At 65.0% G+C, this 25,613-nt stretch carries 25 protein-coding genes; 18 read left to right on the plus strand and 7 right to left on the minus strand.

Annotated elements, in window-relative coordinates; translation table 11 throughout:
• The first annotated feature begins 237 nt into the window (after nt 1–237).
• Together brnQ and AAHK21_RS22115 are read left to right on the plus strand one after the other, a co-directional pair.
• The gene (gene brnQ, locus AAHK21_RS22110) at nt 238–1,551 is read left to right on the plus strand and encodes a branched-chain amino acid transport system II carrier protein (RefSeq protein WP_367858322.1); all 1,314 of its coding nucleotides are present in this window, start codon (nt 238–240) and stop codon (nt 1,549–1,551) included.
• A gap of 191 nt (nt 1,552–1,742) precedes the next feature.
• The gene (locus tag AAHK21_RS22115) at nt 1,743–2,492 is read left to right on the plus strand and encodes a DUF599 family protein (protein WP_267302876.1); all 750 of its coding nucleotides are present in this window, start codon (nt 1,743–1,745) and stop codon (nt 2,490–2,492) included.
• 67 nt (nt 2,493–2,559) lie between these two features.
• On the opposite strand, the gene AAHK21_RS22120 is transcribed toward AAHK21_RS22115, so the two are convergent.
• On the minus strand, nt 2,560–2,835 hold the full coding sequence (locus AAHK21_RS22120) for a hypothetical protein (RefSeq protein WP_367858323.1): 276 nt from the start codon (nt 2,833–2,835) through the stop codon (nt 2,560–2,562).
• 136 nt (nt 2,836–2,971) lie between these two features.
• On the opposite strand from AAHK21_RS22120, the gene AAHK21_RS22125 reads away from it, so the two are divergent.
• The 4 genes from AAHK21_RS22125 (at nt 2,972) to AAHK21_RS22140 (ending at nt 6,731) form a co-directional block, all read left to right on the plus strand.
• On the plus strand, nt 2,972–3,448 hold the full coding sequence (locus AAHK21_RS22125; protein WP_367858324.1) for a PaaI family thioesterase: 477 nt from the start codon (nt 2,972–2,974) through the stop codon (nt 3,446–3,448).
• Complete coding sequence (locus AAHK21_RS22130) at nt 3,445–3,903, plus strand: PaaI family thioesterase (protein ID WP_023629623.1); 459 nt, start codon at nt 3,445–3,447, stop codon at nt 3,901–3,903. The genes AAHK21_RS22125 and AAHK21_RS22130 overlap by 4 nt, the downstream gene beginning before the upstream one ends.
• A 93-nt stretch (nt 3,904–3,996) precedes the next feature.
• Nucleotides 3,997–5,904: a molecular chaperone HtpG gene (htpG, locus tag AAHK21_RS22135; protein ID WP_102684712.1), complete on the plus strand. Its 1,908-nt coding sequence runs from the start codon at nt 3,997–3,999 to the stop codon at nt 5,902–5,904.
• A gap of 101 nt (nt 5,905–6,005) precedes the next feature.
• Nucleotides 6,006–6,731 (plus strand): dienelactone hydrolase family protein, encoded by a 726-nt coding sequence (locus AAHK21_RS22140; RefSeq protein ID WP_367858325.1) that lies wholly within the window; start codon nt 6,006–6,008, stop codon nt 6,729–6,731.
• Nucleotides 6,732–6,843: 112 nt separating this feature from the next.
• Here AAHK21_RS22140 and AAHK21_RS22145 read toward each other — a convergent pair whose 3' ends face one another.
• Nucleotides 6,844–7,707 (minus strand): pirin family protein, encoded by an 864-nt coding sequence (locus AAHK21_RS22145; RefSeq protein ID WP_367858326.1) that lies wholly within the window; start codon nt 7,705–7,707, stop codon nt 6,844–6,846.
• A 109-nt stretch (nt 7,708–7,816) separates the two neighbouring features.
• On the opposite strand from AAHK21_RS22145, the gene AAHK21_RS22150 reads away from it, so the two are divergent.
• Both AAHK21_RS22150 and AAHK21_RS22155 read left to right on the plus strand, forming a co-directional pair.
• Nucleotides 7,817–8,824 (plus strand): amidohydrolase family protein, encoded by a 1,008-nt coding sequence (locus AAHK21_RS22150; protein ID WP_367858327.1) that lies wholly within the window; start codon nt 7,817–7,819, stop codon nt 8,822–8,824.
• A 114-nt stretch (nt 8,825–8,938) separates the two neighbouring features.
• Entirely contained in the window at nt 8,939–10,564 is a 1,626-nt protein-coding gene (locus tag AAHK21_RS22155) for a methyl-accepting chemotaxis protein (RefSeq protein WP_367858328.1), read from the plus strand.
• A gap of 71 nt (nt 10,565–10,635) precedes the next feature.
• Here AAHK21_RS22155 and fabB read toward each other — a convergent pair whose 3' ends face one another.
• The 5 genes from fabB to AAHK21_RS22180 all read right to left on the minus strand — a co-directional run bounded on the left by fabB (nt 10,636) and on the right by AAHK21_RS22180 (nt 17,549).
• Nucleotides 10,636–11,853, minus strand: coding sequence for a beta-ketoacyl-ACP synthase I (gene fabB, locus AAHK21_RS22160; protein ID WP_367858329.1), 1,218 nt, complete (start codon nt 11,851–11,853; stop codon nt 10,636–10,638).
• 11 nt (nt 11,854–11,864) lie between these two features.
• On the minus strand, nt 11,865–12,380 hold the full coding sequence (fabA, locus tag AAHK21_RS22165) for a 3-hydroxyacyl-[acyl-carrier-protein] dehydratase FabA (protein ID WP_023631260.1): 516 nt from the start codon (nt 12,378–12,380) through the stop codon (nt 11,865–11,867).
• Nucleotides 12,381–12,586: 206 nt separating this feature from the next.
• Nucleotides 12,587–14,515 (minus strand): ATP-binding protein, encoded by a 1,929-nt coding sequence (locus tag AAHK21_RS22170; protein ID WP_367858330.1) that lies wholly within the window; start codon nt 14,513–14,515, stop codon nt 12,587–12,589.
• A complete protein-coding gene (locus tag AAHK21_RS22175; RefSeq protein WP_367858331.1) occupies nt 14,512–15,402 on the minus strand; it encodes an ABC transporter substrate-binding protein in 891 nt (296 codons plus the stop codon). Before AAHK21_RS22175 ends, AAHK21_RS22170 begins: the two co-directional genes overlap by 4 nt.
• A complete protein-coding gene (locus AAHK21_RS22180) occupies nt 15,402–17,549 on the minus strand; it encodes a TonB-dependent receptor plug domain-containing protein (protein WP_367858332.1) in 2,148 nt (715 codons plus the stop codon). Before AAHK21_RS22180 ends, AAHK21_RS22175 begins: the two co-directional genes overlap by 1 nt.
• Nucleotides 17,550–17,691: 142 nt before the next feature.
• Between AAHK21_RS22180 and AAHK21_RS22185 the strand changes: the two genes are divergently transcribed.
• The 10 genes from AAHK21_RS22185 (at nt 17,692) to kdpA (ending at nt 25,613) form a co-directional block, all read left to right on the plus strand.
• Nucleotides 17,692–18,717 carry an NAD(P)H-dependent glycerol-3-phosphate dehydrogenase gene (locus AAHK21_RS22185; RefSeq protein ID WP_038706499.1) on the plus strand — a complete coding sequence of 342 codons (1,026 nt, stop codon included), beginning with the start codon at nt 17,692–17,694 and terminating at the stop codon, nt 18,715–18,717.
• An 11-nt stretch (nt 18,718–18,728) separates the two neighbouring features.
• Nucleotides 18,729–19,076: a DUF4389 domain-containing protein gene (locus tag AAHK21_RS22190; protein ID WP_038706498.1), complete on the plus strand. Its 348-nt coding sequence runs from the start codon at nt 18,729–18,731 to the stop codon at nt 19,074–19,076.
• Nucleotides 19,073–19,531 (plus strand): phosphohistidine phosphatase SixA, encoded by a 459-nt coding sequence (gene sixA, locus AAHK21_RS22195; RefSeq protein ID WP_367858333.1) that lies wholly within the window; start codon nt 19,073–19,075, stop codon nt 19,529–19,531. Before AAHK21_RS22190 ends, sixA begins: the two co-directional genes overlap by 4 nt.
• A 96-nt stretch (nt 19,532–19,627) precedes the next feature.
• Nucleotides 19,628–19,972, plus strand: a complete 345-nt coding sequence (locus AAHK21_RS22200) for a hypothetical protein (protein ID WP_367858334.1) — start codon at nt 19,628–19,630, stop codon at nt 19,970–19,972.
• A gap of 97 nt (nt 19,973–20,069) precedes the next feature.
• Nucleotides 20,070–20,858 (plus strand): alpha/beta fold hydrolase, encoded by a 789-nt coding sequence (locus AAHK21_RS22205; RefSeq protein WP_367858335.1) that lies wholly within the window; start codon nt 20,070–20,072, stop codon nt 20,856–20,858.
• Nucleotides 20,855–21,709 (plus strand): alpha/beta hydrolase, encoded by an 855-nt coding sequence (locus AAHK21_RS22210; RefSeq protein ID WP_367858336.1) that lies wholly within the window; start codon nt 20,855–20,857, stop codon nt 21,707–21,709. The genes AAHK21_RS22205 and AAHK21_RS22210 overlap by 4 nt, the downstream gene beginning before the upstream one ends.
• Before the next feature lie 102 nt (nt 21,710–21,811).
• Entirely contained in the window at nt 21,812–22,606 is a 795-nt protein-coding gene (locus AAHK21_RS22215) for a DUF4892 domain-containing protein (protein WP_367858337.1), read from the plus strand.
• A 12-nt stretch (nt 22,607–22,618) separates the two neighbouring features.
• Nucleotides 22,619–23,671: an AI-2E family transporter gene (locus AAHK21_RS22220; protein ID WP_046857716.1), complete on the plus strand. Its 1,053-nt coding sequence runs from the start codon at nt 22,619–22,621 to the stop codon at nt 23,669–23,671.
• Nucleotides 23,672–23,819: 148 nt separating this feature from the next.
• The gene (kdpF, locus tag AAHK21_RS22225; RefSeq protein ID WP_011534724.1) at nt 23,820–23,909 is read left to right on the plus strand and encodes a K(+)-transporting ATPase subunit F; all 90 of its coding nucleotides are present in this window, start codon (nt 23,820–23,822) and stop codon (nt 23,907–23,909) included.
• Between the two features lie 9 nt (nt 23,910–23,918).
• Nucleotides 23,919–25,613 carry a potassium-transporting ATPase subunit KdpA gene (gene kdpA / locus AAHK21_RS22230; RefSeq protein ID WP_367858338.1) on the plus strand — a complete coding sequence of 565 codons (1,695 nt, stop codon included), beginning with the start codon at nt 23,919–23,921 and terminating at the stop codon, nt 25,611–25,613.

Raw genomic sequence — 25,613 nt, forward strand, 5'->3', positions numbered from 1 at the left:
AAATTGTCGCCGAACACGTTCAACAAGACGACAAACACATACGCACATCGGACAAGCAGCACTGTGCCAGTGCGTTTGCCCTGCAAAACAGGTAGGCTACGCGTTCACTCTGTGCCCGTACCCCAAAAGGGAACGACACGCTAAACGGGTCTGGCTCACCAAGCCGGGCAGCATTTCCCTTCATCCTATGGGAAATCCCCTCCGACTCCCGATTTCAGCAGTGTGGTATTTCCTTAAATGAAAGTGTTAAAAGGCCAGGATATCCTGGCGCTTGGCTTTATGACGTTTGCGCTTTTCGTAGGCGCCGGCAACATCATCTTCCCACCCATCGTCGGCCTGCAGTCTGGCCCGCACGTATGGATGGCCGCACTCGGCTTCCTGGTCACCGCCGTGGGCCTGCCGGTCATCACCGTGATCGCCCTGGCCAAGGTCGGTGGCGGCATGGACGCCCTGAGCAGCCCGATCGGCAAGTTCTTCGGCGGCCTGCTGGCGGCGGTGTGCTACCTCTCGGTCGGCCCGCTGTTCGCCACCCCGCGCACCGCGACCGTGTCGTTCGAAGTAGGCGTGGCGCCGCTGACCGGTGAAAGCCCGCTGGCTCTGCTCATCTACAGCGTGGTGTACTTCGCCGTGGTCCTGGCCGTGTCCATGTACCCGGGCAAGCTGCTCGACACCGTGGGGCGTTTCCTCGCGCCGTTGAAGATCATCGCCCTGGCTGTGCTGGGCATCGCGGCGTTCGCATTGCCGGCCGGCACCATCGGCGAGGCCCAGCCTGCCTACGCCGCCGCTGCGTTCTCCAAAGGTTTCTCCGATGGTTACCTGACCATGGACACGCTGGGGGCACTGGTCTTCGGTATCGTCATCGTCAATGCCATCCGTTCGCGTGGCGTCGAGTCGCCGAAGCTGATCACTCGCTATGCCATCATTGCGGGCCTGATTGCCGGCCTGGGTCTGGTCCTGGTGTATGTCAGCCTGTTCCGCCTCGGCGCGGGCAGCCATGACATCGCAGCCGATGCCACCAACGGTGCGATGGTATTGCATGCCTATGTGCAGCACACCTTCGGCTCGCTGGGCAGTGGTTTCCTGGCGGTACTGATCGCGCTGGCCTGCCTGGTCACCGCCGTGGGTCTGACCTGCGCCTGTGCCGAATACTTCAGCCAGATCCTGCCGCTGTCCTACCGTGCCCTGGTGGTGATCCTGGCTGGTTTCTCGCTGGTGATCTCCAACCTGGGCCTGACCAAGCTGATCATGTTCTCGATTCCCGTGCTGACGGCGATCTACCCGCCGTGCATCGTGGTCGTGGGCCTGAGCTTCGTGAAGGACCTGTGGAACTCGCCAACCCGCATCCTGGCGCCGGTCATGCTGGTGTCGCTGGTGTTCGGCGTTGTCGACGCCATCAAGGGCAGCAGCTTCGCCCACGTATTGCCTGACGCCCTGGCGCACCTGCCGTTCAGCAACGAAGGCATGGCCTGGTTGGTGCCTTCGGTGGTCACTCTGGCTGTCGCCGTGGTCTGCGACCGCATGCTGGGCAAGCCGCGCGAGGCGCTGGCCTGATGGATTGAAACCTGATGGACGGGGCGCTGGCCAAAAGCCGAAGGGCCCCCGTCAAAGGTGGATATCGAAACCCCGCTGCCGAAAGGCGCGGGGTTTTTTGTGGCCTGGACCGACGCTATCGCGCGATGGCGTGTCTTTTAACGAATCCGGGCGTCGAACACCGGTCTGTTTCTCTTTAAAGGGATTCCTGCATGACCTTCATCCAAAACAACCTGGGCAACCTCCTGGCCGTCTGCTGGTTCGCCATCTGCTGGGGCGGCTACACCCGCTATGCCACCTGGAAGGGGCGCGATACCGCGTGCCTGGCCAGCGTGTTGCACCTGTACCGCGAGGATTGGATGCGCCGCATGCTGCTGCGCGACAACCGCATCGCCGATGCCAGCGTGATCGGCAACCTGGAGCGCAATGCATCGTTCTTCGCCTCCAGCACCCTGATCATTCTTGCCGGCATCCTCACCGTGCTCGGTGCGTCCGACCGCGCATTGTCGCTGCTGGCCGACCTGCCGCTGGTACAGCAGGCGTCCCAAGGCATGTCGGAAATCAAGCTGCTGTGCCTGGCGACGGTGTTCGTCTATGCGTTCTTCACTTTCAGCTGGTGCATGCGTCAATACAACTTCGCCGCAGTGTTGGTGGGCTCGGCGCCGATGATAGGCGAACGTCAGGTCAACGAACTCGAACGCAAGGCTTTCGCCTCCCGCGCGGCGCGGGTGCTGTCGCTGGCCGCCAACCAGTTCAACCTGGGGTTGCGCTCGTATTACTTCGGCATGGCCATGTTGAGCTGGTTCATCAGCCCCTGGCTGTTCATGGCCATGAGCGTGGGCGTGGTGTTCATCCTGTATCGCCGTGAGTTCCACTCCCATGTGCTGGAAGTGATGGTGTTCACGCCCACCGAAAGTGCACCGGTAGAGGCGAGCAGGGACACTTCCGAAAGTGCAGGCTGAAGCCTTTCAGCGTTAAATGACAGACATAAAAAAACCCGACAGTGTCGGGTTTTTTTATGTCGCGAGATTACTGCTTGGTAGGCTCGGCAGGTGCAGTGGCCGGCGCTGGAGTGGAAGGCGCGGCTTCCTCGGCGGCCTTCTGCTGCGCTTCGGCCTGATCTTTGGCGGCTTCGGCGTTTTCCTTGGCGGCGTCGTTCATCTTATCCTGAGCTTCGCCCATCTTCTCTTGGGCTTGCTCGGCATGTTGCTGTGCGTCCTGGGCTTTGTCTTCGCTCGCTTTATCGCAAGCAGCCAGGCCCATGGCAGCGGCCAGCATCAGAGCAAAAGCAAAAGGTTTACGCATGGGGTGTTTCTCCTGGGTGGAATAACTTTGTATGTTCCTTCGAGTACGCTGCCGGCGAATAAGTTCAACGCAGGTTACAGATATATAACTGCCCGGCCTATATAGACTTTTTACCCATTTTATGCGGCGGCGGACAATGAACGAGACTCCATTGATGGCGATGGCCGAGCGCTTTCTGTCGGCATTGAAACATTGCCAGGTATTACAGATGCGGGTGCAGCATGCCGACGCCGATGGCATGACCTTGGTGCTGCCCTGGTCGCCGGCCATTGTCGGCAATCCGCAGAATGGCGCGGTGCACGGTGGTGTGCTGACCACGCTGATGGACACCACCTGCGGCATGGCCACGCTCTGCGCGCTGCCCAGCTTCGAGGTATGCCCGACCTTGGACCTGCGCATCGACTACATGCACCCGGCCGAGGCGGGCAAGGATATCTTTGGCCATGCCCAGTGCTACCGGGTGACCCGAGATGTCATCTTCACCCGGGGTACGGCCTACCAGGACGATCCCGCGCAACCGATCTGCCAGGTAGTCGGCACCTTCATGCGCCTGGGGCAGGACGTCAAAGGCGGCATCCGCTTCGGTAACAGCCTCAAGGAGCGCCGCACGTGATCCCCAGCGATATCCGCCAGCAGCTGAACCAGGCCCACGCCCGGGGTGATTACCAGCCCTTGCTGGCGTTGATCCCCTATGCCGGATTGATCGGTATCGAATGCGAGCGCCAGGGCGAAGACCTGCTGTTCCGTCTGCCGGCCAATCCGGACAATATCGGCAACCCGTTGCTGCCGGCGATCCATGGCGGCGTGATCGCCGGGTTCATGGAGCTGTCCGCGGCGCTCTACCTGCTGATCTACAGCGAAAGCGCGAGCATTCCGAAGATCATCGATTTTTCCATCGATTACCTGCGTGCCGGCCTTTACCGCGATACCTACGCCCAGTGCCAGCTGTGGCGCCAGGGGCGGCGGGTGACCAACGTCGCCATTACCGCCTGGCAGGGCGATCGCGACACCCCGATCGCCACGGCGCGCGCGCATTTCAAGATTGAACCCGAAAAGCCCTTGAAATAGTCAGGGCTGCCCCCATCTGCTGGACATCCGCCATCAAAAACGGCCCGCTGGCCGCCAGGCGTCACCAACCAACAGATTGGAGTTTTGAAGACCATGAGTGTGGAGACTCAAAAAGAAACCCTGGGCTTTCAGACCGAGGTAAAGCAACTGCTGCACCTCATGATCCATTCCCTGTATTCGAACAAGGAGATCTTCCTGCGCGAGCTGATCTCCAACGCCTCCGACGCCGCCGACAAGCTGCGCTTCGAGGCCCTGGCCAAGCCTGAGCTGCTCGAAGGCGACGCCGACCTGAAGATCCGCGTCAGCTTCGACAAGGCCGCCAACACCGTGACCCTCGAGGACAACGGCATCGGCATGAGCCGCGAAGACGTGATCGCGCACCTGGGTACCATCGCCAAGTCCGGCACCGCCGACTTCATGAAGAACCTCACCGGCGACCAGAAGAAGGACTCGCACCTGATCGGTCAGTTCGGCGTGGGCTTCTACTCCGCGTTCATTGTTGCTGACAAGGTCGACGTGTTCAGCCGTCGCGCCGGCCTGCCGGCTGCCGAGGGCGTGCACTGGTCGTCGAAAGGCGAGGGCGAGTTCGAAGTCGCCACCGTCGACAAGCCGCAGCGCGGTACCCGCATCGTCCTGCACCTGAAGAAGGGCGAGGATGAATTCGCCGATGGCTGGCGCCTGCGCAACGTGGTCAAGAAGTACTCCGACCACATCGCCCTGCCGATCGAGCTGCCCAAGGAGCAGGCCGAGGCCGCCGAAGGCGAGGAAAAGCCGGCGCAGGAATGGGAAACCGTCAACCGCGCCAGCGCCCTGTGGACCCGTTCACGCACCGAGGTGAAGGACGAGGAGTACCAGGAGTTCTACAAGCACATCGGCCATGACTTCGAGAACCCGCTGGCCTGGAGCCACAACAAGGTCGAAGGCAAGCTGGAGTACAACTCGCTGCTGTACGTGCCGGCCCGCGCGCCGTTCGACCTGTATCAGCGCGAAGCGCCACGCGGCCTGAAGCTGTACGTGCAGCGTGTGTTCATCATGGACCAGGCAGAGTCGTTCCTGCCGCTGTACCTGCGCTTCATCAAGGGCGTGGTCGACTCCAACGACCTGTCGCTGAACGTTTCCCGCGAGATCCTGCAGAAAGACCCGATCATCGACTCGATGAAGACCGCGCTGACCAAGCGTGTGCTGGACATGCTGGAGAAACTGGCGAAGAACGAACCCGAGCAGTACAAGGGCTTCTGGAAGAACTTCGGTCAGGTGCTGAAGGAAGGCCCGGCCGAAGACTTCGCCAACAAGGAGAAGATCGCCAGCCTGCTGCGCTTCGCCTCCACCCATGACGACAGCGGTGAGCAGAGCGTCGCCCTGGCCGACTACCTGGCCCGCGCCAAGGAAGGCCAGGACAAGATCTACTTCCTGACCGGCGAATCCTACGCCCAGGTCAAGAACAGCCCGCACCTGGAAGTCTTCCGCAAGAAAGGCATCGAAGTGCTGCTGCTGACCGACCGCATCGACGAGTGGCTGATGAGCTACCTCAACGAGTTCGACGGCAAGGCCTTCGTCGACGTCGCCCGCGGCGACCTGGACCTGGGCAAGCTGGACTCCGAAGAGGACAAGAAGGCCCAGGAAGAAGTCGCCAAGGACAAGGAAGGCCTGGTCGAGCGTCTCAAGGGCGCGCTGGGTGACAGCGTTGCCGAGGTGCGTGTCTCACACCGCCTGACCGACTCGCCGGCGATCCTCGCCATCGGCGAACAGGACCTGGGCCTGCAGATGCGCCAGATCCTCGAGGCCAGCGGGCAGAAGGTGCCGGAGTCCAAGCCGATCTTCGAGTTCAACCCGAGCCACCCGCTGATCGAGAAGCTCGATGGCGAGCAGAGCGAAGACCGCTTCGCCGAGCTTTCGCACATTCTGTTCGACCAGGCGGCCCTGGCGGCCGGTGACAGCTTGAAGGATCCGGCGGCCTACGTACGCCGTCTCAACAAGCTGCTGGTCGAGCTGTCGGCTTGACCTGAGGCAAGAAAAGCCCGCTTCGGCGGGCTTTTTCATGCCTGCCGTTGCCACGAATACATCTATCCTGTCCTGACCCGTGAACGCCCAAGGAGAGCTGAATGAGCAAGGTCATCGTCGAGTCGTTGGTTTATCACCTGTCAGGCAAGGCTTACGAAAGCCGCCTGGTCTACGCCCCGGGCGCGCTACCGCAGCCGGGCCTGGTGATGGCGCCGAACTGGATGGGTATCGGCGAGGGCGCCGAACGTATCGCCAAGGAGGTGGCCGAGCAAGGCTATGTGGTGCTGATTGCCGACTTGTATGGCCAGTCGGTGCGGCCGGCCAATGCTGACGAAGCCGGTACGGCGATGATGCCGCTGAAGAACGACCGCGCCGAACTGCGCAAGCGCATGCAGGAAGCGCTGGCGCAATTGCTGGGGCAGTCCAAGGCGCTGCTCGAGCCAGGCAAGGTCGCGACGTTCGGTTTCTGCTTCGGCGGCTGCTGTGCCCTGGAGCTTGCCCGCGCCGGCGCCGATCTGAGGGCGGCGGTGTCGTTCCACGGCACCCTGGATACCCCTAACCTCGAGGATGCCAAGCGCATCAAGGGTTCGCTGCTGGTGCTGCATGGCGCCTCCGATCCACTGGTGCCACGGGAGCAGTTGCCAGCCTTCGAAGAAGAGATGAATGCTGCCAAGGTTGACTGGCAGTTGCTCAGCTATGGCAGGGCAGTGCACTCGTTCACCGATCCGAACGCCAATGTGCCGGGCAAGATGCAGTATGACCGGCGCACCTCGGAGCGGGCATTCCGCTCTATGTATAACTTGCTCAAGGAAGTGTTCGCAGGCTGAGCGCTCAAGGGCCTGCTGCGCAGGCCCATCGCCGGCAAGCCGGCTCCCACAGAAGCAATGCAAATCCCTGTGGGAGCCGGCTTGCCGGCGATGGGGCGCGAAGCGGCCCCTATTAACGCGGCAGTTCGATCCGCCCGCTTTCTCCCGGCACCACCGGCCAATCCCCAGCCGCCCAGCGCGCCCGTGCCGCTTCTATCAATCCCGGGTCACTGCCGACGAAGTTCCAGTTCATCCGCCGCGGCCCATCCAGCGGCGCGCCGCCGATCAGCACCAGCTGGCACGTTTGCTCGGCATACAACACCACCTCTTCGCCCTCGGGCAGCACGATCAGGCTGCATGGCTCGACTTCGTCGTCATCCAGCATCAACTCGCCTTCGAGCAGATACAGCGCGCGCTGCACGTGTTCCGTCGGCACGATCAGGGTGGTGGCCGCCTGCATGTGCACATGGGCGTAGAGCGTGGGGGAGAGCACCGGTACCGGTGAGGCCAGGCAGAAGCCTGTGCCGGCGATCATGCGGATCCGCACGCCGAGGCTGTCACTGGCCGGCAGGCTGTCTGCCGGGTGATGGCTGTAGCTTGCCGGGCCCTGCTCATCGGACTTCGGCGAGGCCAGCCAGACCTGCAGCCCGTGCAGCCGCGAGCCGTGCTCGAACACCTCGGCCGGCGTGCGCTCGACATGCGCCACGCCCGCTCCGGCGGTCATCCAGCTGACGTCTCCCGGGCGCACGCGCTGGTCCGAGCCGAGGCTGTCCTTGTGCTGGATTTCACCCTCGAACAGGTAGGTGAGGGTGGACAGGCCAATATGCGGGTGCTGGCGAATGTCCATGCCATGACCCGGCGCGTAGTCGGTTTCCAGCATATGGTCGAAGAACACGAAAGGGCCTACGCTGCGGCACTGCGCCGAGGGCAGCGGGCGCAGGATCGGCTGGCCCTCGACCGATTCGGCGCGTGGGCGGATGACCAGGGGGCTGCTCATGGCGACACTCCTTGAGGGATGCCTGCAAGCATAGCGTTTTGCCGTCCGTGGCTGAACCGTCGCGAGCGCTGCCCGGTCTACTCTTGCGGTACCGGCAAAGGAGCCTGAGATGATCGCCCGCACATTGGCCTGCCTGCTGTTGAGCGCAAGTCTGTTCGACACTGCGCAAGCCCGCGACTACCGCTACAGCGACGCCCATCTGCACTACGTGGATTTCTTCCAGGAAACCGAAGGCATGTCGGCCTTGCTCAAGGCCATGGACGAGGCCGGGGTGGAGCAGTCGATGATCTCCGGCATCCCGGTGGCGAAGAAATGGCACGAGGACGAACCCAAGCGCCCGCGCTACTACGCCGGCGACGATGCCGATGCCTACTGGTACAGCGCCACCGACCTGTACGTCGCCGCCGCGCTGGAAAAGCTGCCCGCCGAGCAGCGCAGGCGCTTCCATCCGTTTCTCACCGGCTTCAACCCGGTGGACAAGAATGCCGTCAGCCATATCGAGCGCATGCTCGAACTTTATCCGGGGCTGTGGCAGGGTATCGGCGAGGTGTTCACCCGCCATGACGACCTCACCGCCCTGACCAGCGGCGACACGCCGCGGGCCAACAACGAAGCCATGACCCGCATCTACCACCTGGCCGCCGAGCGCGACCTGCCGGTGCTGCTGCATTCGAACATCACCTCCAAGCGCGAGCGCAACCCGCTGTACCTCGCGGAAATCGAAGAGCCGTTGCGTAACCACCCGCATACTCGCTTCATCTGGGCCCATGCCGGCAGCAGCATGGAGATTCACCGGCACCAGGAACGCATGGACTTTCTCCTGCCGGTGCTCACCCGATTGCTCGAGGACTATCCAAACCTGTACGTGGACTTGTCCTGGAGCGTGCTCGAGCCCTACCTGCTGGATGAGCAGGGCGTGCCACGCGAGGCCTGGGTCGACCTGGTCGTGCGCTTTCCCGAGCGCTTCATGCTCGGGTCCGATGTGGTGGGGCGCTTCGGCAGCATCGGCGAGCAGATGCACGCTTTCAATCCATTCCTCGATGCCTTGCCCGAAGCGTTAGCGGAGCGGGTGAGCCGGAGGAATTTTGTCGAACTGCTGCCAAAAAGCGTGAAATAGCGAGTTTCATGCACGGATAGCGTTTTGATATCGCCTTTTCGTCTTACGCAATTTCCAGATGGCCCGATACCTTTTTTAAGCAACGGAATATCACGCTTGGGAGGGATCCTGGAAATGAGCCTGAGACGCTTGAACATCGCGCCGCGCGCCGGCCTCGGCTTTGGCATCATGGCGCTGCTGGTAGTGGCGCTGGGCGGCTTCGCGCTGCAGCAGATGACCAACATGCGCCAGCAGTCCGAGCAGGTCGACAACAACTGGTTGCCGAGCGTGATCTCGGTGGGCCGCATGACCCAGGACATGCTGCGCATCCGCGCCCTGACGCTGCGCCTGCTGGTCAACACCGACCCGGCCGCCCAGCAACAGAACCGTGCCCGCATCGACGAGGTCAAGGGGGGGCTGAGCAAGGCTCAGAGTCACTACGATGCCTTGATCGTGCTTCCTGAGGAGCGGACGCTGTTCGACCGCTACCAGGGCCTCGAGCGTCAATACATGACCTTGCAGGGGCAGGTGGTGCAACAGGCCACCGATGGGCATGTCCAGGCAGCGGCGGCGCTGGTCAACGGTGAGATGAACCAGTTGGCCGACCAGATGACGGCGACCCTCAACGAGCTGATCGAACTGAACAATCATCAGGCCAACTCAGCCACCGACCTGGCCGAGGCCGTGTACAACGGCGCGAAGGTATGGGTCGGCGTGTTGCTGGTGATCGCCCTGAGCCTCACCGTGGTGCTCGCCCTGGCCTTGACCCGTAGCATCGTGCGGCCGCTCGGCCAGTCGCTGAAGGTCGCCGAGACGGTCGCCACCGGCGACCTGACCCCGCAGATCACCGTGCAAGGTGATGACGAGCCGGCGCGCCTGCTGGCGGCGCTCAAGAGCATGCAACTGAGCTTGCGCGAGACCATCGGGCGGATCTCCGACTCGGCCAGCCAGTTGGCCTCGGCCTCCGAGGAGCTGAGCGCGGTCACCGAAGACGCCACCCGTGGGCTGCAGCAGCAGAGCATGGAAATCGAGCAGGCCGCCACGGCGGTCAATCAGATGACGGCGGCGGTGGAGGAGGTGGCGAGCAACGCGGTGGCCACCTCCGAGGCCTCCCGTGAGTCCGACCAGATCGCCCGGCGCGGGCGCGAGCAGGTGCGAGCCACGGTTACCGCCATCGAGGCGTTGGCCACCGGCGTGGCCGGCAATGCCGAGGAGGTCGGGCAATTGGCCCAGCAGGTACACGACATCAGCAAGGTGCTGGATGTGATCGGCTCGATCGCCGAGCAGACCAACCTGCTGGCGCTCAACGCGGCCATCGAGGCGGCGCGGGCCGGCGAGGCCGGGCGCGGGTTCGCCGTGGTCGCCGACGAGGTGCGGGCGCTGGCCCACCGTACGCAGAGTTCGACCCAGGAGATCGAGCAGATGATCGTGGCCATCCGCAGCGGTGCCGAGCGAGCCGTGCAGGGCATGCAGCATAGCGATGCCCAGGCCCGTTCGACCCTCGACGGTGCCCATGCCGCGGGCCAGGCGCTGGAGGCGATCGCCGCGGCCATCGGCCAGATCAACGAACGCAACCTGGTGATCGCCAGTGCCTCGGAGCAGCAGGCCCAGGTGGCGCGGGAGGTGGACCGTAACCTGACCACCATCCGCGACCTGGCGCATCAGTCGTCGGCGGGGGCCGAGGAGACATCTGCAGCGAGCCAGGCCCTGTCGCGGCTGGCGGTGGACCTCAATACCCTGGTGCAGCGCTTCTCGGTGTAAGCCCCCTCGCGGGGCACAAACAAAAACGCCCCGACCTAGGTCGGGGCGTTCTCGTTCAGCGTGTCAGCCGATCACTTGCCTTCCCAGCGCTTGAGCACCAGGGTGGCGTTGGTGCCGCCGAAGCCGAAGCTGTTGCTCATCACGGTGGTGAGCTTGGCGTCTTCGGTCTTGCGTACGATCGGCAGGTCCGCGACTTCCGGATCCAGCTCGTCGATGTTGGCGGAGCCGGCGATGAAGTTGTTTTCCATCATCAGCAGGCAGTAGATCGCCTCGTGCACGCCTGCGGCGCCCAGCGAGTGACCCGACAGGCTCTTGGTCGAGCTGATCTTCGGTGCCTTGTCGCCGAACACTTCACGTACGCCCTTCATCTCGGCGACGTCGCCGACCGGGGTAGAGGTGCCGTGGGTGTTCAGGTAGTCGATCGGGGTGTCGACGGTGGACAGCGCCTGCTGCATGCAGCGGATGGCGCCTTCGCCGCTCGGGGCGACCATGTCGTAGCCATCGGAGGTCGCGCCGTAGCCGACGATCTCGGCGTAGATCTTGGCGCCACGGGCCAGGGCGTGCTCGAGTTCTTCGACCACCACCATGCCGCCGCCGCCGGCGATGACGAAGCCGTCACGGTCGGCATCGTAGGCGCGCGAGGCCAGCTCGGGGGTTTCGTTGCGCTTGGTCGACAGGGCGCCCATGGCATCGAACAGGAACGACTGGCTCCAGTGCTCTTCTTCACCGCCGCCGGCGAAGACGATGTCCTGCTTGCCCCACTGGATCTGCTCCATGGCGGTGCCGATGCAGTGTGCGGAGGTGGCGCAGGCCGACGAGATCGAGTAGTTGATGCCCTTGATCTTGAACGGGGTGGCCAGGCACGCCGACACGGTGCTGCCCATGGTGCGGGTGACGCGGTAGGGGCCAACGCGCTTGACGCCTTTCTCGCGAAGGGTGTCCAGGGCTTCCATCTGGTTCAGGGTGGAAGCGCCGCCGGAGCCGGCAACCAGGCCGGTGCGCGGGCTGGAGATCTGCTCTTCGCTCAGGCCGGAATCCTTGATCGCGTCCTGCATCGCCAGGTAGGCGTAGGCCGCGGCATGGCCGACGAAGCGGTAGACCTTGCGGTCGATCAGCTCTTCGAGGTTCAGGTCGATGGAACCGGAAACCTGGCTACGCAGCCCCATTTCCTTATATTCCGGGTTGTAACGGATACCCGGACGGCTTTTGCGCAGGTTTTCGGTGACGGTCTCTTTGTCATTGCCCAGGCACGAAACAATGCCCAGACCAGTGATAACGACGCGGCGCATGCGAATAACCCTTAGAAATTGTCAGTGGAGGTGAACACGCCGACCCGCAGGCCTTCGGCGGTGTAGATCTCGCGCCCGTCGACGCTGACCGAGCCATCGGCGATGGCCATGTTCAGCTTGCCCTTGAGGACGCGCTTGATGTGAATGTTGTAGGTGACTTTCTTGGCGGTGGGTAGTACCTGGCCGAAGAATTTCACTTCGCCCGAACCGAGCGCACGGCCACGGCCCGGCAGGCCCTGCCAGCCGAGGAAGAAGCCGACCAGCTGCCACATGGCATCGAGGCCCAGGCAGCCTGGCATCACCGGGTCGCCTTCGAAGTGGCAGGCGAAGAACCACAGGTCTGGATTGATATCCAGCTCGGCGACCAATTCACCTTTGCCGAACTTGCCGCCTTCCTCGCTGATGTGGGTGATGCGATCGACCATCAGCATGTTCGGGGCGGGCAGTTGCGCATTACCGGGGCCGAACAGCTCACCGCGACTGCAGCGCAGCAGGTCTTCCCGAGTAAAGGCGTTTTGTTTGGTCATGCGAGCTCCTCAATAACCCCCTGTGGCAGGGGACGAATCTTCCCGGCCGGCCCGAAGCGCTTTGCATCCGAGGCGGCAGCCTACAGGTAGACTATTGCGTTGTGGTGAAAGTCACAGCGCACCTGGCAAAAGAAGTACAGGTGTGCACTGAAATGTTATTTTCCGGCCCTGAGGCGGTCCTGTCCAGTCCTTAAGACTGCCGCACTTTAGCATTTATCGCCAGTCGCAACTGTCTGACCGGGCAACCAGCGGCGCAGGATGCGCTGCAGGTCGGTACGTTTGAACGGCTTGCTCAGGTAATCGTTCATCCCGGCGGCCAGACAGCGTTCGCGATCGCCCTGCAATGCGCTGGCGGTCAGGGCGATGATCGGCAACCCTTCAGCCTGCGGCAGCAGGCGGATGCGTCGGGTCGCCTCGTATCCGTCCACCTGGGGCAGGCGGCAATCCATCAGCACCGCGGCGAACCGCTGCTGGCCGACCAGTTCGATTGCCTGGGCGCCATCCATGGCCAGGCTGACCTCGAAGCCCAGGCTGCGCAGCATGGCCTCGATGACGCTCTGGTTGACCGGGTTGTCCTCCACCAGCAGGATCCGCCCGCCACCTTCAGTCGCCGCCTGGTCCTGTGTTGCGACACCGGGCAGGGCGCTGGGTGGGCTGGCCAGTGCCAGCGGCATTTCCAGGGTGAAGGTCGAACCCAGCCCTTCACGGCTCTCGCCGCGCAACTGGCCACCCATGCGTTCGGCCAGGGTGCGGGCAATCGACAGGCCCAGGCCGGTGCCGCCGTAGCGGCGGGAGATGGTGTTGTCGGCCTGCTGGAAGGCCACGAACATCATTTCCAGGCGGTTGCTGTCGATGCCGATGCCGGTGTCGCGCACGGTGCAGGTCAGCCAGATCAGCTGGCGGTCGAGCACTTGCCAGCGCGCCTCGATCGCCACTTCGCCACGCTCGGTGAATTTCAGCGCGTTGCCCACCAGGTTGAGCAGGATCTGACGGATCCGCGTCGGGTCGCCCACCACCTGCAATTGGTGCATACCGGGGGGCAGTTGCAGGCGCAGGTCGAGGTTGCGCTGCTGGGCGGTGTGCTGGAACGACTGCACGCTGCTGGTGATCAGGTCGCCGAGGTTGAAATCGATGTGCTCAAGCTCGAGGGTGGTGCGCTCGATCCGCGAGAAATCGAGGATGTCGTTGATCACCTTGAGCAGATGCCCGGTGGATTCGCTGGCCACCGCGGTGTATTCGGCCTGCTCACCGGTCAGTTCGGTGGTTTCGAGCAACTGCAGCATGCCCAGCACACCGTTCATGGGCGTGCGCAGCTCGTGGCTCATCATTGCCAGGAAGTCGGATTTTGCGCGGTTGGCCTGCTCGGCCTCTTCGCGGGCCTGGATCAGTTGGCCCATGGCCTGTTGTTGTTCATGGGCGGCCTGGTCGAGGGCGCTGGCCAGGTTGTTGATGTGCCGGGCCAGATGGCCCAGCTCGCTGTCGTCGACCACCGGCAAGGGCGCGTTGAAGTCGCCCTGCTGGATGGCGCGGACCGCATGGCCCATCTCGCTGATCGGCCTGGACAGGCTGGTGGCCAGGCGGCGGGCCAGCAGGAAGGTGAACAGCAGGGCGAACAGCGCGAGGATCGCAGCCTTGATTACGATCTCCTGCTGGCGCTGGCTGAAGGCATCGTCGGACATGCCGACGATCACCCGCCCGAGGTAGTCGTCGCCGATGTTCGGCGGCGGGGTCTTGCCCTGCAGGAAGTCGTTGTCCAGGCGGATCTGCTGCAAACGGATCGGCGCCTGGAACACCTCGACCCGCTGGGCGCGACTGAGGCTTTCATCGGGCTGCTCGACGTACACCAGGATATGGTTGCGGCTGTCCTGCACCTCGAGGAATCGCACGTGGGGAATGCTCAAGGTGGCGCGCATCAGGCTCTCGAGCACCTCGTTGTTGCCCGAAATCACCCCGTACTCGGAGGCCGGCGCCAGCTGGTTGGCGATCAGCTGCCCGGTGTGGTTGAGCTCCTGGCGCAAGTCCTGGATGCGTACGAAGGTAAAGAAGCTGATCAGCAGCAGGGTCAGCAACAGGGCGGGGCCCAGGCTGATGATCTGGGTGCGGGTGTGGATGTCCCAGCTCAGGCGCTTGCTCATGGGGTGGGGGCTCCTTCGGCAAGGGCCAGGGCGGCGGCGTCCGGGTCGATCGCTTCCAGGCCCAGAGCACGGGCCACCTGCTGGTTGCCGCTGACACCAAAGTGCGTAGGGTAGAGGCTGCGCGGCCAGCGCGCCGGTGGCTGGTCGAGCAACTGCTCGAGCACCGCCAGCCAATCGTCCTGGTCGCTGTAGGTGCTGGCCAGGGCGCCGGCGCGGACGAAGCCGACGTTCGGGCCGATCAGCGCCATCTGCCGGCCATAGCTGCTGAGCAGCACGTTCTTGGCCGACTTGGAGTTGTACAGCTCGGGGTCGTCCAGCCCCAGCAGCACATCACTGTTGTTCAGCAACTGCTGCAAGGGGCGGCTGTCGCGCACGTCGGGCCAGTCCTGGGCGACGATCTCCAGGCCCAGCGGGCGGGCGACCTGGCGCAGCTCGTCGAGCAGGAAGCGGCTGTGTTCGCCATACAGCACGCCGATGCGCCGCGCCTGCGGTAGCAGGTAGCGGGTCAGGCGCAGTTGCCGGGCCAGGGGCGGATCGCTCCACAGCAAGGTGAGGTAGGCGGGGCGCGACACCCCCAGGCGTTGCTCGGCCTGGACCCGGCTGATACGTAGCGCAAGGGCCGATGGCCCGGTTGCCTCCGTCAGCCGCCATTCCAGGGCCGGGATGTCGAGCAGCACCAGGCGGGTGTCGGCTTTAAGCTTGCCCGGACCAGGCAACTGCTCGACGGTCTGGAACCGCACCTGGTCGTGGGGCCTGCGCTTTTCCAGGGCTGCGACGAAGCTGCGGATGCCGGGCTGGTCTTCGCCGCCGACCAGCAGGATCTCGCTGGCCGACAGCGATCCCAAGGGCCACAGGCACAACAGCAGCAGGCGCAGCAGGCGCACCATCAGAACTCCAGCTCCGCGCTGACGCTCAGGCGGTGGCGGCTGTCATAGCGGTTCTGCTCGAGGGTGACCGGTTCGTCATCCAGGCGCTGCTGCCACAGCGCGGCCAGTTCCAGGTTGCTGCCGTGGATCTTGAAGCGCTTGGCCACGCGCAGGTCGACCCGCTCGTAGCGGTACTGGTTGAGGGCATCGTCGCCGTAATAGAAGAGGGCGCTGGACCAGCCCTCGCCCCAGTCGCGCAGCCAGCCGGCCGAGCCGCTGTTGCGCGCACTCAGGCGGCGATCGGCCGGGTTGCTGGCCCAGGCGTCGACATAGGCATAGGTCAGGCGCAGGCGGTCGCGCTGGGTGGCGCGCCAGTCGAACTGCGCCTCGCTGCCGCTGAAACGGGCCTTGTTGGCGTTGCTGGCGATGAACTGGTTGTTCTTCAACGGCTCGCTGATCATGCCGGTGATCTCGTCGTAGAACAGTTTCACGTCGATGTTCAGGTCGATGTCGCTGAAGGCGCCGTTGTAGCCGAGTTCTCGCGAACGCATGCGTTCCTGGTCGAGGTTGCCGGGGCCGCGGGTCTTGACGAAATATTCGCCGTTCTGCAGCCCGTACAGGTTGGGCGAGAGGTTCTTGACCGTGTAGCTCCAGTTGACGTTGTTCTCGAACATGTCCGGCGAGCGGATGGCCTCGGAATACACCGCGCGCAAGCCATGGCGAGGGGTGATCAGGTAGTTCACCGCCACACGCGGGGTCAGCGAGTTGCCCGACAGCTGCGAGTGTTCGTACATGGCGCCGCCCTGGAGGATCCAGTGCTCGTCGGCGCGCCATTCGAGCTGGCCGAACAGGCGCCAGGTCTGGTCGTCGATGCTGCCGTTGAAGTAGGTCTGCGAGTCGGCGCGGTCGTAGCGGTAGTTCATGCCGCTGACCAGGCGCAGGCTGTCGGTGAGGCTCAGGGTGTCCTGGATTTCCAGGTCATAGCGGGTTTCGCGGGTGCTCTGGTCGACGTCGCCGCAGATCGTGTTGCGCCCGCCGCTGGTCCACTGGTTCTGCACCTGGCCCATCAGCGAGCCGAGCACCGGATTGGTGGTGCTGGGCAGGTTGCCGGTGTACAGGTTGCGCGCGACCTTCTCGGCGAAGTTCGGGTCGAGCTGCCACAGGCGTGTCAGCTCGGGGCTGAAGGCAATTGCCGCATCGCAGGCGCGCCACACCTGCTGGCGGTCGAAATGCTGCGCCGAGCCCTGCACATACAGGCTGTGCTCGGGGTTGAGGTCGAGGTTCCAGCGCACCGAGCCGGCGTAGTCCTTGGCGTTGACGTCGGCGTTGTCGCCAGCGCGGTAGTTGCCGAACACCGGCTGGTAGGTGTAGGGGCGCTGGTTGCTGCCTTCCTTGGCCGCCAGTTGCCATTCCAGGGTCTGGTCAGGCGCCAGGGTATGCACGGCATTGATGTTGATGCGGTTGGCGCGGCGGCTGTCGCGGTAGTCGCGGCCGAACTGGTCCTGATCGAAGCCGTCGTCCTGCTGGCCGGAGAGCGACAGGCGCAGGTCGCCGCTGTCCCAGCCGAAGCCCTGGCTTGCGTAGTAGTCGTTGATGCCGTCCTGGCCGCGGGTCAGCTTGACCCGCGTGCCATGGCTGTCGGCCGGGTTGCGGGTGAGGATGTTGACCACCGCCATCAGCGCGTTGGCGCCGTAGCTGACCGTGTTCGGGCCGCGGAACACCTCGATGCGCTCGATATCCTCGATGGCCACGGGGATGTCGCTCCAGTCCACCGTGGCCAGCCCCGCGCGGTACACCGAGCGGCCATCGATCAGCACCTGCATGCGTCGGGCGTCGCTGACGTTGCTGCCGTGGTAGTTGACCGTCGGCTGGTTGCCGGCGCCGTAGCCGATCATCATGCCCGGCACCAGGCGCAGCAGCTCGGGGATGTCGCGGGCACCGCTGGCACGGATCAGCTCGTTGTCGAGCACGGTCATGCTGCCCGGAACCGCCGCCGGGGATTGTTTCAGGCGCGTGGCGGTCAGAACCTGCGGCAGGTCCTGGTTGTCGATGAACAGGTCATCGGCCACGGCCGGGCCGCCCAGCAGGGCAGTCAGCAACAGCAGGCGGGGGTACGGGGGCGTGCCAGGGAACACGAAACGGCCTTGTTTCAGAAATGAATCAGGCATGTTAACCGACCGTGCGGCTTTTGCCAGTGCGACACCATGACAGGCCCGCCCTGCCAATGGGTGGGTACTGCCACTGGCTCTGGCGCATGCGCGCCGTATAATGCGCACGTCGCCACTTACTTTATTGGTTAACGGATTGGATATGACTGAACAGCAACCTGTTGCAGTTCTTGGCGGCGGCAGCTTCGGCACCGCCGTGGCGAACCTCTTGGCACAGAACGGCCATCCGGTACGGCAGTGGATGCGCGACCCGGCGCAAGCCGAGGCAATGCGCGTCGACCGCGAGAATCCGCGTTACCTCAAGGGCATCCGCCTGCATGATGGTGTCGAACCGGTCAACGACCTGCTCGCCACCCTGCAGGGCAGCGCGTTGATCTTCGTCGCCTTGCCCTCCAGCGCCTTGCGCAGTGTGCTGGCGCCCCACGCCGAGCTGCTGCGCGGCAAGGGCCTGGTCAGCCTGACCAAGGGCATCGAGGCGAACACCTTCAAGCTGATGAGCCAGATCCTCGAAGAGATCGCCCCCCAGGCACGCATCGGCGTGCTGTCAGGCCCCAACCTGGCCCGCGAGATTGCCGAGCATGCGTTGACCGCCACCGTGGTCGCCAGCGAGGACGAAGCGCTGTGCCAGCAGGTGCAGGCCGTGCTGCATGGCCGCACGTTCCGTGTCTACGCCAGCAGCGATCGCTTCGGCGTCGAGCTGGGCGGTGCGTTGAAGAACGTCTACGCCATCATCGCCGGCATGGCCGTGGCCCTGGGGATGGGCGAGAACACCAAGAGCATGCTGATTACCCGGGCCCTGGCCGAGATGACCCGCTTCGCCGTGAGCCAGGGCGCCAACCCCATGACCTTCCTCGGGCTGGCCGGGGTCGGTGACCTGATCGTCACCTGCTCCTCGCCCAAGAGCCGCAACTACCAGGTCGGTCATGCGCTGGGCCAGGGGCTGAGCCTCGAGCAGGCGGTCAGCCGCCTGGGCGAGGTCGCCGAAGGCGTCAACACCCTCAAGGTGCTCAAGGCCAAGGCCCAGGAGGTGGGCGTGTACATGCCGCTGGTGGCGGGCCTGCACGCGATCCTGTTCGAGGGCCGCACGCTCAATCAGGTGATCGAGCACCTGATGCGCGCCGAGCCGAAGACCGATGTCGATTTCATTTCCACCAGCGGTTTCAACTGAGGGAGAAACGTATGAACGATACCCCGGAGCGCGCCCAGCGCGAGTCGATCATCCTGCGCGTGCTGTGGATGCTGGTGTTCCTGGTGGCCTGGCAACTGGCCGAGCTGCTGCTTGGCGGCCTGGTGCTGGTGCAGCTGATCTACCGCCTGATCTACGGCGCGCCCAGCGCCAGCCTGATGAACTTCGGCGACAGCCTGAGCCAGTACCTGGCACAGATCGGCCGTTTCGGCACCTTCCACAGCGACCAAAAACCCTGGCCGTTCGCCGACTGGCCGACCCCGCGCACCCCGGAAGGCGAGGCGCCCCACGCCGTGGCCCCGGCGCCACACCCGGTGCGTGACGAGGAGCCCAAGCTGTGAAGCTTTGGGTGCTGCGCCATGGCGAAGCCGAGCCACGGGCCAACAGCGACACCGAGCGGCGCCTGACCGCCCACGGTCGCGAGCAGGTGCTGCGCAGCGCCGCGCACCTGTTGGGCCAGCCGTTGCAGGCAATCATCGCCAGCCCCTACGTGCGTGCCCAGCAGACCGCCGCCCTGGTGCACGGCGCCCTCGGTTTTTCCGAGCCGGTGCGTACCGTGCCCTGGCTGACGCCAGAGAGTGACGTGCAGCAGGCGATCGGAGAGATCGAGCGCCTGGGGCTCGAGCATGTCCTGCTGGTCAGCCACCAACCCCTGGTGGGCAACCTGGTTGGTCTGCTTGAGCACGGTCATGCCCAGCAACCGGCACCTTTGAGCACGGCCAGCCTGGCCGAGCTGGAGGGTGACTGGCCGCTGGCCGGCCTGATGACCCTGCGCAGCCTCAACCACCCTGGCTGACCCCTGGCAACTGGCATTTATGCCAGTTGCCGTTCGGGTCGTGTGGGCCTTAGCGTGGCGGCGTGCATGATCACAACGCCGCGCAAGGAATCATGGATGAGCAGGCAACGCCTGGAGCTGGTGCGCTCCGTCAATCCCCAGAGCGTGATCGACAAGCTGGACAGCCCCGCTGCGCTGGACTTTGCCGAGTACTGCCTGTTGCGCGACTGTGCCGACGCCAAGCTCGACCAGCTGCTGCGCCGCTTCGAAGGCCAGTACGAGTTCGAGCAACTGCGCCAGTCCGGCATCCGCATGGCGCACCTGCTGCAATCCAGCTGCCTGGCGCTGCGTCGGCTGGCGGATACTCAGCAGGACCGCCAGCTGGCCCGCGAAGCCCTCGAATGGCAACTGGCCTATATGCGTGCCTGCCTGCACCGTTCGATGGCCAGGCTCGACCCGTGATGACCTGATCGTCACTGGCGATGACCGTTCAGGACGTTGCCGCCAGCCGGTCGCTTGCCGACAATGGGCCATCCATCCCCGTGCAGAGCAGGCGGCCATGTCGCAGCAGATCTTCTTCGCCCACGCCAATGGCTTCCCTTCGGCCACCTACGGCAAGCTGTTCGCCGCGCTGGCGCCGGACTACCAGGTGCACCACCTGGAACAGCACGCCCATGATCCGCGCTTTCCGGTCAACGACAACTGGCAGAACCTGGTGGACGAACTGCTGCATCACCTGGAACGGCAGGACGCACCGGTCTGGGGTGTCGGCCACTCCCTCGGCGGCGTGTTGCACCTGCATGCGGCGCTGCGCCGGCCGGAGTTCTACCGTGGGGTGGTGATGCTCGATTCGCCGGTGCTGACCCGCGCCGACGAATGGCTGATCCAGGCCGCCAAGCGCCTGGGTTTCATCGACCGCATCACCCCGGCCGGGCGCACACTGGGTAGGCGCGAGGCCTTCGCCGACCGCGACAGCGCCCGCCGCTACTTCGCCGGCAAGACCTTGTTCCGCCACTTCGATCCGGAGTGCCTGGAAGCCTACCTGGAACATGGCCTGGAGCAGGGCGAGGACGGTCTGCGCCTGCGCTTCGACCCGGCCACCGAGATCAGCATCTACCGCAGCATTCCGCATGTCAGCCCGGCCAGGCCACGTCAGCTCCAGGTGCCGCTGGCGATGGTGCGCGGCGCCCAGAGCCGAGTGATCCGCAAACACCACGCCTTGGCCGTGCGCGGCATGGCCAAGGGCGAATACCACAGCTTGCCGGGCGGGCACATGTTCCCGCTGGAGCGGCCCACCGACACTGCCAGCCTGATCAAGGGCCTGTTCGACCGCTGGAGCCAGGTATGAGCGCCCAGGTCGAGGAGATCCGCCTGACGCTGGGCCATATCGAGATGGCCGCGCACCTGTTCGGTCCGGCCGACGGCCTGCCGGTGATCGCCCTGCATGGCTGGCTGGACAACGCCAACAGCTTCGCCCGCCTGGCGCCGCAGCTGAAGGGGCTGCGCATCGTCGCCCTGGACCTGGCCGGGCATGGCTATTCCGAGCATCGCCCGGTCGGTGCCGGCTATGCCCTGGCCGACTACGCCCATGACGTGTTGCGGGTTGCCGAACAACTGGGCTGGGAGCGCTTCGGCCTGCTCGGTCATTCGCTCGGCGCGATCATCTCGGTGCAACTGGCCGGCGCCTTGCCCGAGCGGGTCAGCCACCTGGCGCTGATCGACGGGGTGATCCCACCGACGCTCAGCGAGCAGGACGCTGCCGAGCGCCTGGGGCTGGCCTTGCAGGCGCAGCTGCGCCTGGAGGGCAAGCGCAAGTCGGTGTACCCGACCCTGGAGGAGGGCGTCGAGGCGCGCATGAAGGGCATGGTCGCGGTCAGCCGCGAAGCCGCCGAGTTGCTGGCCCAGCGCGGCCTGATGCCGGTGCCGGGCGGCTACAGCTGGCGCAGCGACAGCCGCCTCACCTTGCCTTCGCCAACCCGGCTGAACCAGGACCAGGCCATGGCCTTCGTCAAGCGCATCGCCTGCCCGGCGTGCCTGGTGGTTGCCGCCGACGGCATGCTGGCGCGCCACACGGAACTGCTGGAGCAGCTACCCTTCGAGCAGGTGACCTTGCCGGGCGGGCACCATCTGCACCTGAACGACGCCGAGGGCGCGGCCCTTGTCGCAGACTGTTTCAATCGCTTCTTTGGCATTCCTTGACTTGCACCGGACAAGTGTCGAGGCTTGGCGGGTTGAAAGGGAGACAACCATGTACATGCCAGACATCCACGCACCTTGCCCCGCCACCTGCGAGGGCGGTCGATGAGCGCACCTGTTTTCGTTCGCGGCGCCATCGCCGCGTGCCTCGCCATTGCCAGCCCGCTGCTCTGGGCTGGCAGCCTGCCGGTACCCGCAGACGCCAAGGTGGTCGACCAACGCCCGGCAGTGGAGCAGGAACGCGTCTATCCCATGGGCCCGCTGCGCAAGATCAGCGGCCGGCTGCGGGTCGAGGACAAGGTCGAGAGCCGTGGCCAGGTCAGTTCCGTGACCTACGAACTGCCGGTCGAGCGCAGCGCCCGCGAAGCCTTCACCAGCGCCCGCGAAGCGTTGCAGCAGGACGGTGGCTACCCGTTGTTCTGGTGCCAGGGCCGCGACTGCGGCGAAGCCAGCCTGTGGGCCAATGACGTGTTTGCCAACGCCCGCCTCAATGGCGGTGACGAGCAACAGGCATTCATCCTGTTGCGCCGCTCCGCCGAAGAAGCCGACACCCTGGTGGCGCTGTACAGCGTGACCCGCGGCAACCGCCGCGCCTACCTGCATGTCGAGGAGTTCGTCGCCGGCAGTCCGTTGGGCGAGCTGCTGCCCACCGCCGCCACGGTGCTGCGCGAACTGCGCGACACCGGCAAGCTCGACTACCCTGACCTGGCCGAGCCCCAGGCCGCCTGGGCAACGCTGCTGGCCCGCAGCCTGAACCTCGATAGCACCCTGCGCGCCAGCCTCAGTGGCAAGGGCGCCGAAGCCTGGCGCGAGCAACTGGTCAAGGCCGGCGTGCGCAGTGCCCGGCTCGAGGTGGGCGACGCCCCGACCGAAGGCCTGCACCTGGAACTGATCCGTTGAGTGAGCGCCACCATGGCCAACAATGACCGCCTGTTGATCCAGATCCTGCTGCTGACCCTGCTGGGCGCCGCGCTGTGGGTGATGGCGCCGTTCATCTCGGCGCTGCTGTGGGGCGCCATCCTGGCCTTCGCCAGCTGGCCGCTGATGCGCTTGCTGACCCGCGTGCTGGGCGGCCGCGAAACCCTCGCCGCGAGCCTGCTGACCACGGTGTGGATCCTGCTGGTGGCCATGCCGCTGGTGTGGCTGGGGTTCAACCTGGCCGATCATGTGCGTGATGCCACCGCGTTCATTCGCGATGTGCAGGTCGATGGCCTGCCGGACGCGCCCGCCTGGGTGGCCGGGATCCCATTCGTGGGCGAGCGCCTGGTTGGCTGGTGGGAGTCCTTCGACCAGCAGGGCGCGGCCTTGTTGGCCTCGGCCAAGCCGTACCTGGGGCAGGTCGGCAACTGGTTGCTGGCCCGCAGCGCGCAGATCGGCGGCGGGGTGCTGGAGCTGACCCTGAGCCTGGTGTTCGTGTTCTTCTTCTACCGCGACGGGCCACGCCTGGCGGCGTTCGTGCACCGCCTGCTGCAACGGCTGGTGGGCGAGCGCGCCGAGTACTACGTCGACCTGGTCGCCGGCACTGTGCAGCGGGTGGTCAACGGCGTGATCGGCACCGCTGCCGCCCAGGCGCTGCTGGCGCTGATCGGTTTCCTGATCGCCGGCGTGCCGGGGGCCATCGTGCTGGGCCTGGTGACCTTCATGCTCAGCCTGATCCCCATGGGTCCGCCGCTGGCGTGGATACCGGCCACCGCCTGGCTGGTGTGGAAGGGCGACTACGGCATGGCGGTATTCCTGGGCGTCTGGGGCACCTTCATCATCAGTGGCGTGGACAACGTGCTCAAGCCGTACCTGATCAGCCGCGGCGGTAACTTGCCGCTGGTCATCGTGCTGCTCGGGGTGTTCGGCGGCCTGATCGCGTTCGGCTTCATCGGGCTGTTCATCGGGCCGACCTTGCTGGCGGTGGGCTACAGCCTGTTGCTGGACTGGAGCCGCAATACCGCGCAGCACACGCCGCAGCGCTGATCTCCATCGCGGGCTTGCCCCGCGATACATCAGCGATCTTTACGCTTTCTTTATGCCCTGACCCCACCCCCCATCTCGCCCCTTTACGCCCCTCCCTCGGACAATTTCCCCAAAGCGGCCTTCACGCCGCAACTAGGGGAGATTGCACATGTACATGCTCGACGGGCTGTCACTGCTTCTGGCGGTGGCGTTGGCGGTTTACCTGCTGGTGGCGCTGCTGCGCGCCGATCGCGGCTAAGGGGCGACCATGCACAGTTACGATTACCTGCTGCTGCTGGCGTTCTTCGCCATCGTGCTGTTGCCGGCGCCCTGGCTCGGACGCTTCTACTACAAGGTGATGGAAGGCCAGCGTACCTGGCTGTCTCCCCTCCTTGGGCCGGTGGAGCGGGGCTGCTACCGCCTGGCCGGGGTGAACGCCGAACAAGAGCAGGGCTGGAAGCAGTACACCCTGGCGCTGCTGGCCTTCAACCTCGCGGGCTTCCTGCTGTTGTTCGCCGTGCTGCTGCTGCAAGGCTCGCTGCCACTGAACCCGCAGCACCTGCCGGGCCAGGAATGGTCGCTGGCGTTCAACACTGCGGTCAGCTTCATGACCAACACCAACTGGCAGGCCTACAGCGGTGAAGCCTCGGTCAGCTACCTGACGCAAATGATCGGCCTGACCGTGCAGAACTTCGTCAGTGCCGCCACCGGCCTGGCCGTGCTGGTCGCCCTGTGCCGGGGCATCGCCCGTCGCTCGGCCAATACCCTGGGCAACTTTTGGGTCGACCTGACCCGCGCCACCCTCTACGGCCTGCTGCCGCTGTGCCTGGTGCTGGCGCTGCTGCTGGTCTGGCAAGGCGTGCCGCAGACCTTTGCCGACTATGTCCACGCCCTGACCCTGCAAGGCACCGACCAGACAATCCCGCTGGGCCCGGCCGCCAGCCAGATCGCCATCAAGCAGTTGGGTACCAACGGTGGTGGCTTCTTCGGCGTCAACTCGGCGCACCCGTTCGAGAACCCCACGGCCTGGAGCAACCTGTTCGAAGTGGCCTCGATCATCCTGATCCCGGTGGCCCTGGTATTCACCTTTGGCCACTATGTGAAGGACCTGCGCCAGAGCCGCGCGATCATCGCCTGCATGCTGGCGCTGTTCCTGATCGGCGGCAGTACCGCGCTGTGGTCGGAACACCAGCCCAACCCGGCCCTGGAAAGCGCCCAGGTGCAGCAGAGCGCGCCGCTGGAAGGCAAGGAAAGCCGCTTTGGCACCACCGGTTCGGTGTTGTGGACGGTGACCACCACCTCGGCCTCCAACGGTTCGGTCAACGCCATGCACGACAGCCTCAACCCGCTGACCGGCATGGTGGCGATGGTCAACATGATGCTTGGCGAGGTGATCTTCGGCGGCGTCGGCGCCGGCCTCTACGGCATGCTGCTGTTCGTGCTGATCGCCGTGTTCCTGGCCGGCCTGATGATCGGCCGCACCCCGGAATACCTGGGCAAGAAGCTGCAGGCCCGTGAAGTACAACTGCTGGTGGCGACCCTGCTGGTGATGCCGGTGGGCGTGCTGGTGCTCGGCGCCATCGCCGCCAGCCTGCCTGGGCCTGCCGGTGCGGTGACCAACCCCGGCGCCCACGGCTTCAGCCAACTGCTGTACGCCTACACCTCCGGTACCGCCAACAATGGCTCGGCCTTCGCCGGCTTCGGCGCCAACACCCCGTTCCACAACGTGATGATCGGCCTGGCCATGCTGATCGGCCGCTTCGGCTACATCCTGCCGGTGCTGGCCCTGGCCGGCAGCCTGGCGGCCAAGAAGAGCGCGCCGCAAGGCCTGAACAGCTTCCCCACCCACGGCCCGCTGTTCACCACGCTGCTGCTGGTGACCATCCTGCTGGTCGGTGGCCTGACCTTCCTGCCGACCCTGGCCCTGGGGCCAATCGCCGAACACCTGAGCCTGGGTTTCTGA

The sequence above is a fragment of the Pseudomonas sp. TE50-2 genome, from assembly GCF_040813665.1.
Classification (GTDB): Bacteria; Pseudomonadota; Gammaproteobacteria; order Pseudomonadales; family Pseudomonadaceae; genus Aquipseudomonas; species Aquipseudomonas soli.

What these genes read in the sequence shown, in the direction of transcription:
- brnQ (WP_367858322.1), top strand. Translation starts at nt 238, where the DNA reads ATGAAAGTGTTAAAAGGCCAGGATATCCTGGCGCTTGGCTTTATGACG.
- AAHK21_RS22185 (WP_038706499.1), top strand. Translation starts at nt 17,692, where the DNA reads ATGACTGAACAGCAACCTGTTGCAGTTCTTGGCGGCGGCAGCTTCGGC.
- AAHK21_RS22140 (WP_367858325.1), top strand. Translation starts at nt 6,006, where the DNA reads ATGAGCAAGGTCATCGTCGAGTCGTTGGTTTATCACCTGTCAGGCAAG.
- AAHK21_RS22150 (WP_367858327.1), top strand. Translation starts at nt 7,817, where the DNA reads ATGATCGCCCGCACATTGGCCTGCCTGCTGTTGAGCGCAAGTCTGTTC.
- AAHK21_RS22210 (WP_367858336.1), top strand. Translation starts at nt 20,855, where the DNA reads ATGAGCGCCCAGGTCGAGGAGATCCGCCTGACGCTGGGCCATATCGAG.
- AAHK21_RS22215 (WP_367858337.1), top strand. Translation starts at nt 21,812, where the DNA reads ATGAGCGCACCTGTTTTCGTTCGCGGCGCCATCGCCGCGTGCCTCGCC.
- AAHK21_RS22115 (WP_267302876.1), top strand. Translation starts at nt 1,743, where the DNA reads ATGACCTTCATCCAAAACAACCTGGGCAACCTCCTGGCCGTCTGCTGG.
- AAHK21_RS22200 (WP_367858334.1), top strand. Translation starts at nt 19,628, where the DNA reads ATGAGCAGGCAACGCCTGGAGCTGGTGCGCTCCGTCAATCCCCAGAGC.
- AAHK21_RS22170 (WP_367858330.1), bottom strand. Translation starts at nt 14,515, where the DNA reads ATGAGCAAGCGCCTGAGCTGGGACATCCACACCCGCACCCAGATCATC.
- kdpA (WP_367858338.1), top strand. Translation starts at nt 23,919, where the DNA reads ATGCACAGTTACGATTACCTGCTGCTGCTGGCGTTCTTCGCCATCGTG.
- kdpF (WP_011534724.1), top strand. Translation starts at nt 23,820, where the DNA reads ATGTACATGCTCGACGGGCTGTCACTGCTTCTGGCGGTGGCGTTGGCG.
- AAHK21_RS22175 (WP_367858331.1), bottom strand. Translation starts at nt 15,402, where the DNA reads ATGGTGCGCCTGCTGCGCCTGCTGCTGTTGTGCCTGTGGCCCTTGGGA.
- AAHK21_RS22155 (WP_367858328.1), top strand. Translation starts at nt 8,939, where the DNA reads ATGAGCCTGAGACGCTTGAACATCGCGCCGCGCGCCGGCCTCGGCTTT.
- fabA (WP_023631260.1), bottom strand. Translation starts at nt 12,380, where the DNA reads ATGACCAAACAAAACGCCTTTACTCGGGAAGACCTGCTGCGCTGCAGT.
- AAHK21_RS22220 (WP_046857716.1), top strand. Translation starts at nt 22,619, where the DNA reads ATGGCCAACAATGACCGCCTGTTGATCCAGATCCTGCTGCTGACCCTG.
- htpG (WP_102684712.1), top strand. Translation starts at nt 3,997, where the DNA reads ATGAGTGTGGAGACTCAAAAAGAAACCCTGGGCTTTCAGACCGAGGTA.
- fabB (WP_367858329.1), bottom strand. Translation starts at nt 11,853, where the DNA reads ATGCGCCGCGTCGTTATCACTGGTCTGGGCATTGTTTCGTGCCTGGGC.
- AAHK21_RS22190 (WP_038706498.1), top strand. Translation starts at nt 18,729, where the DNA reads ATGAACGATACCCCGGAGCGCGCCCAGCGCGAGTCGATCATCCTGCGC.
- AAHK21_RS22145 (WP_367858326.1), bottom strand. Translation starts at nt 7,707, where the DNA reads ATGAGCAGCCCCCTGGTCATCCGCCCACGCGCCGAATCGGTCGAGGGC.
- AAHK21_RS22205 (WP_367858335.1), top strand. Translation starts at nt 20,070, where the DNA reads ATGTCGCAGCAGATCTTCTTCGCCCACGCCAATGGCTTCCCTTCGGCC.
- AAHK21_RS22125 (WP_367858324.1), top strand. Translation starts at nt 2,972, where the DNA reads ATGAACGAGACTCCATTGATGGCGATGGCCGAGCGCTTTCTGTCGGCA.
- AAHK21_RS22120 (WP_367858323.1), bottom strand. Translation starts at nt 2,835, where the DNA reads ATGCGTAAACCTTTTGCTTTTGCTCTGATGCTGGCCGCTGCCATGGGC.
- AAHK21_RS22180 (WP_367858332.1), bottom strand. Translation starts at nt 17,549, where the DNA reads ATGCCTGATTCATTTCTGAAACAAGGCCGTTTCGTGTTCCCTGGCACG.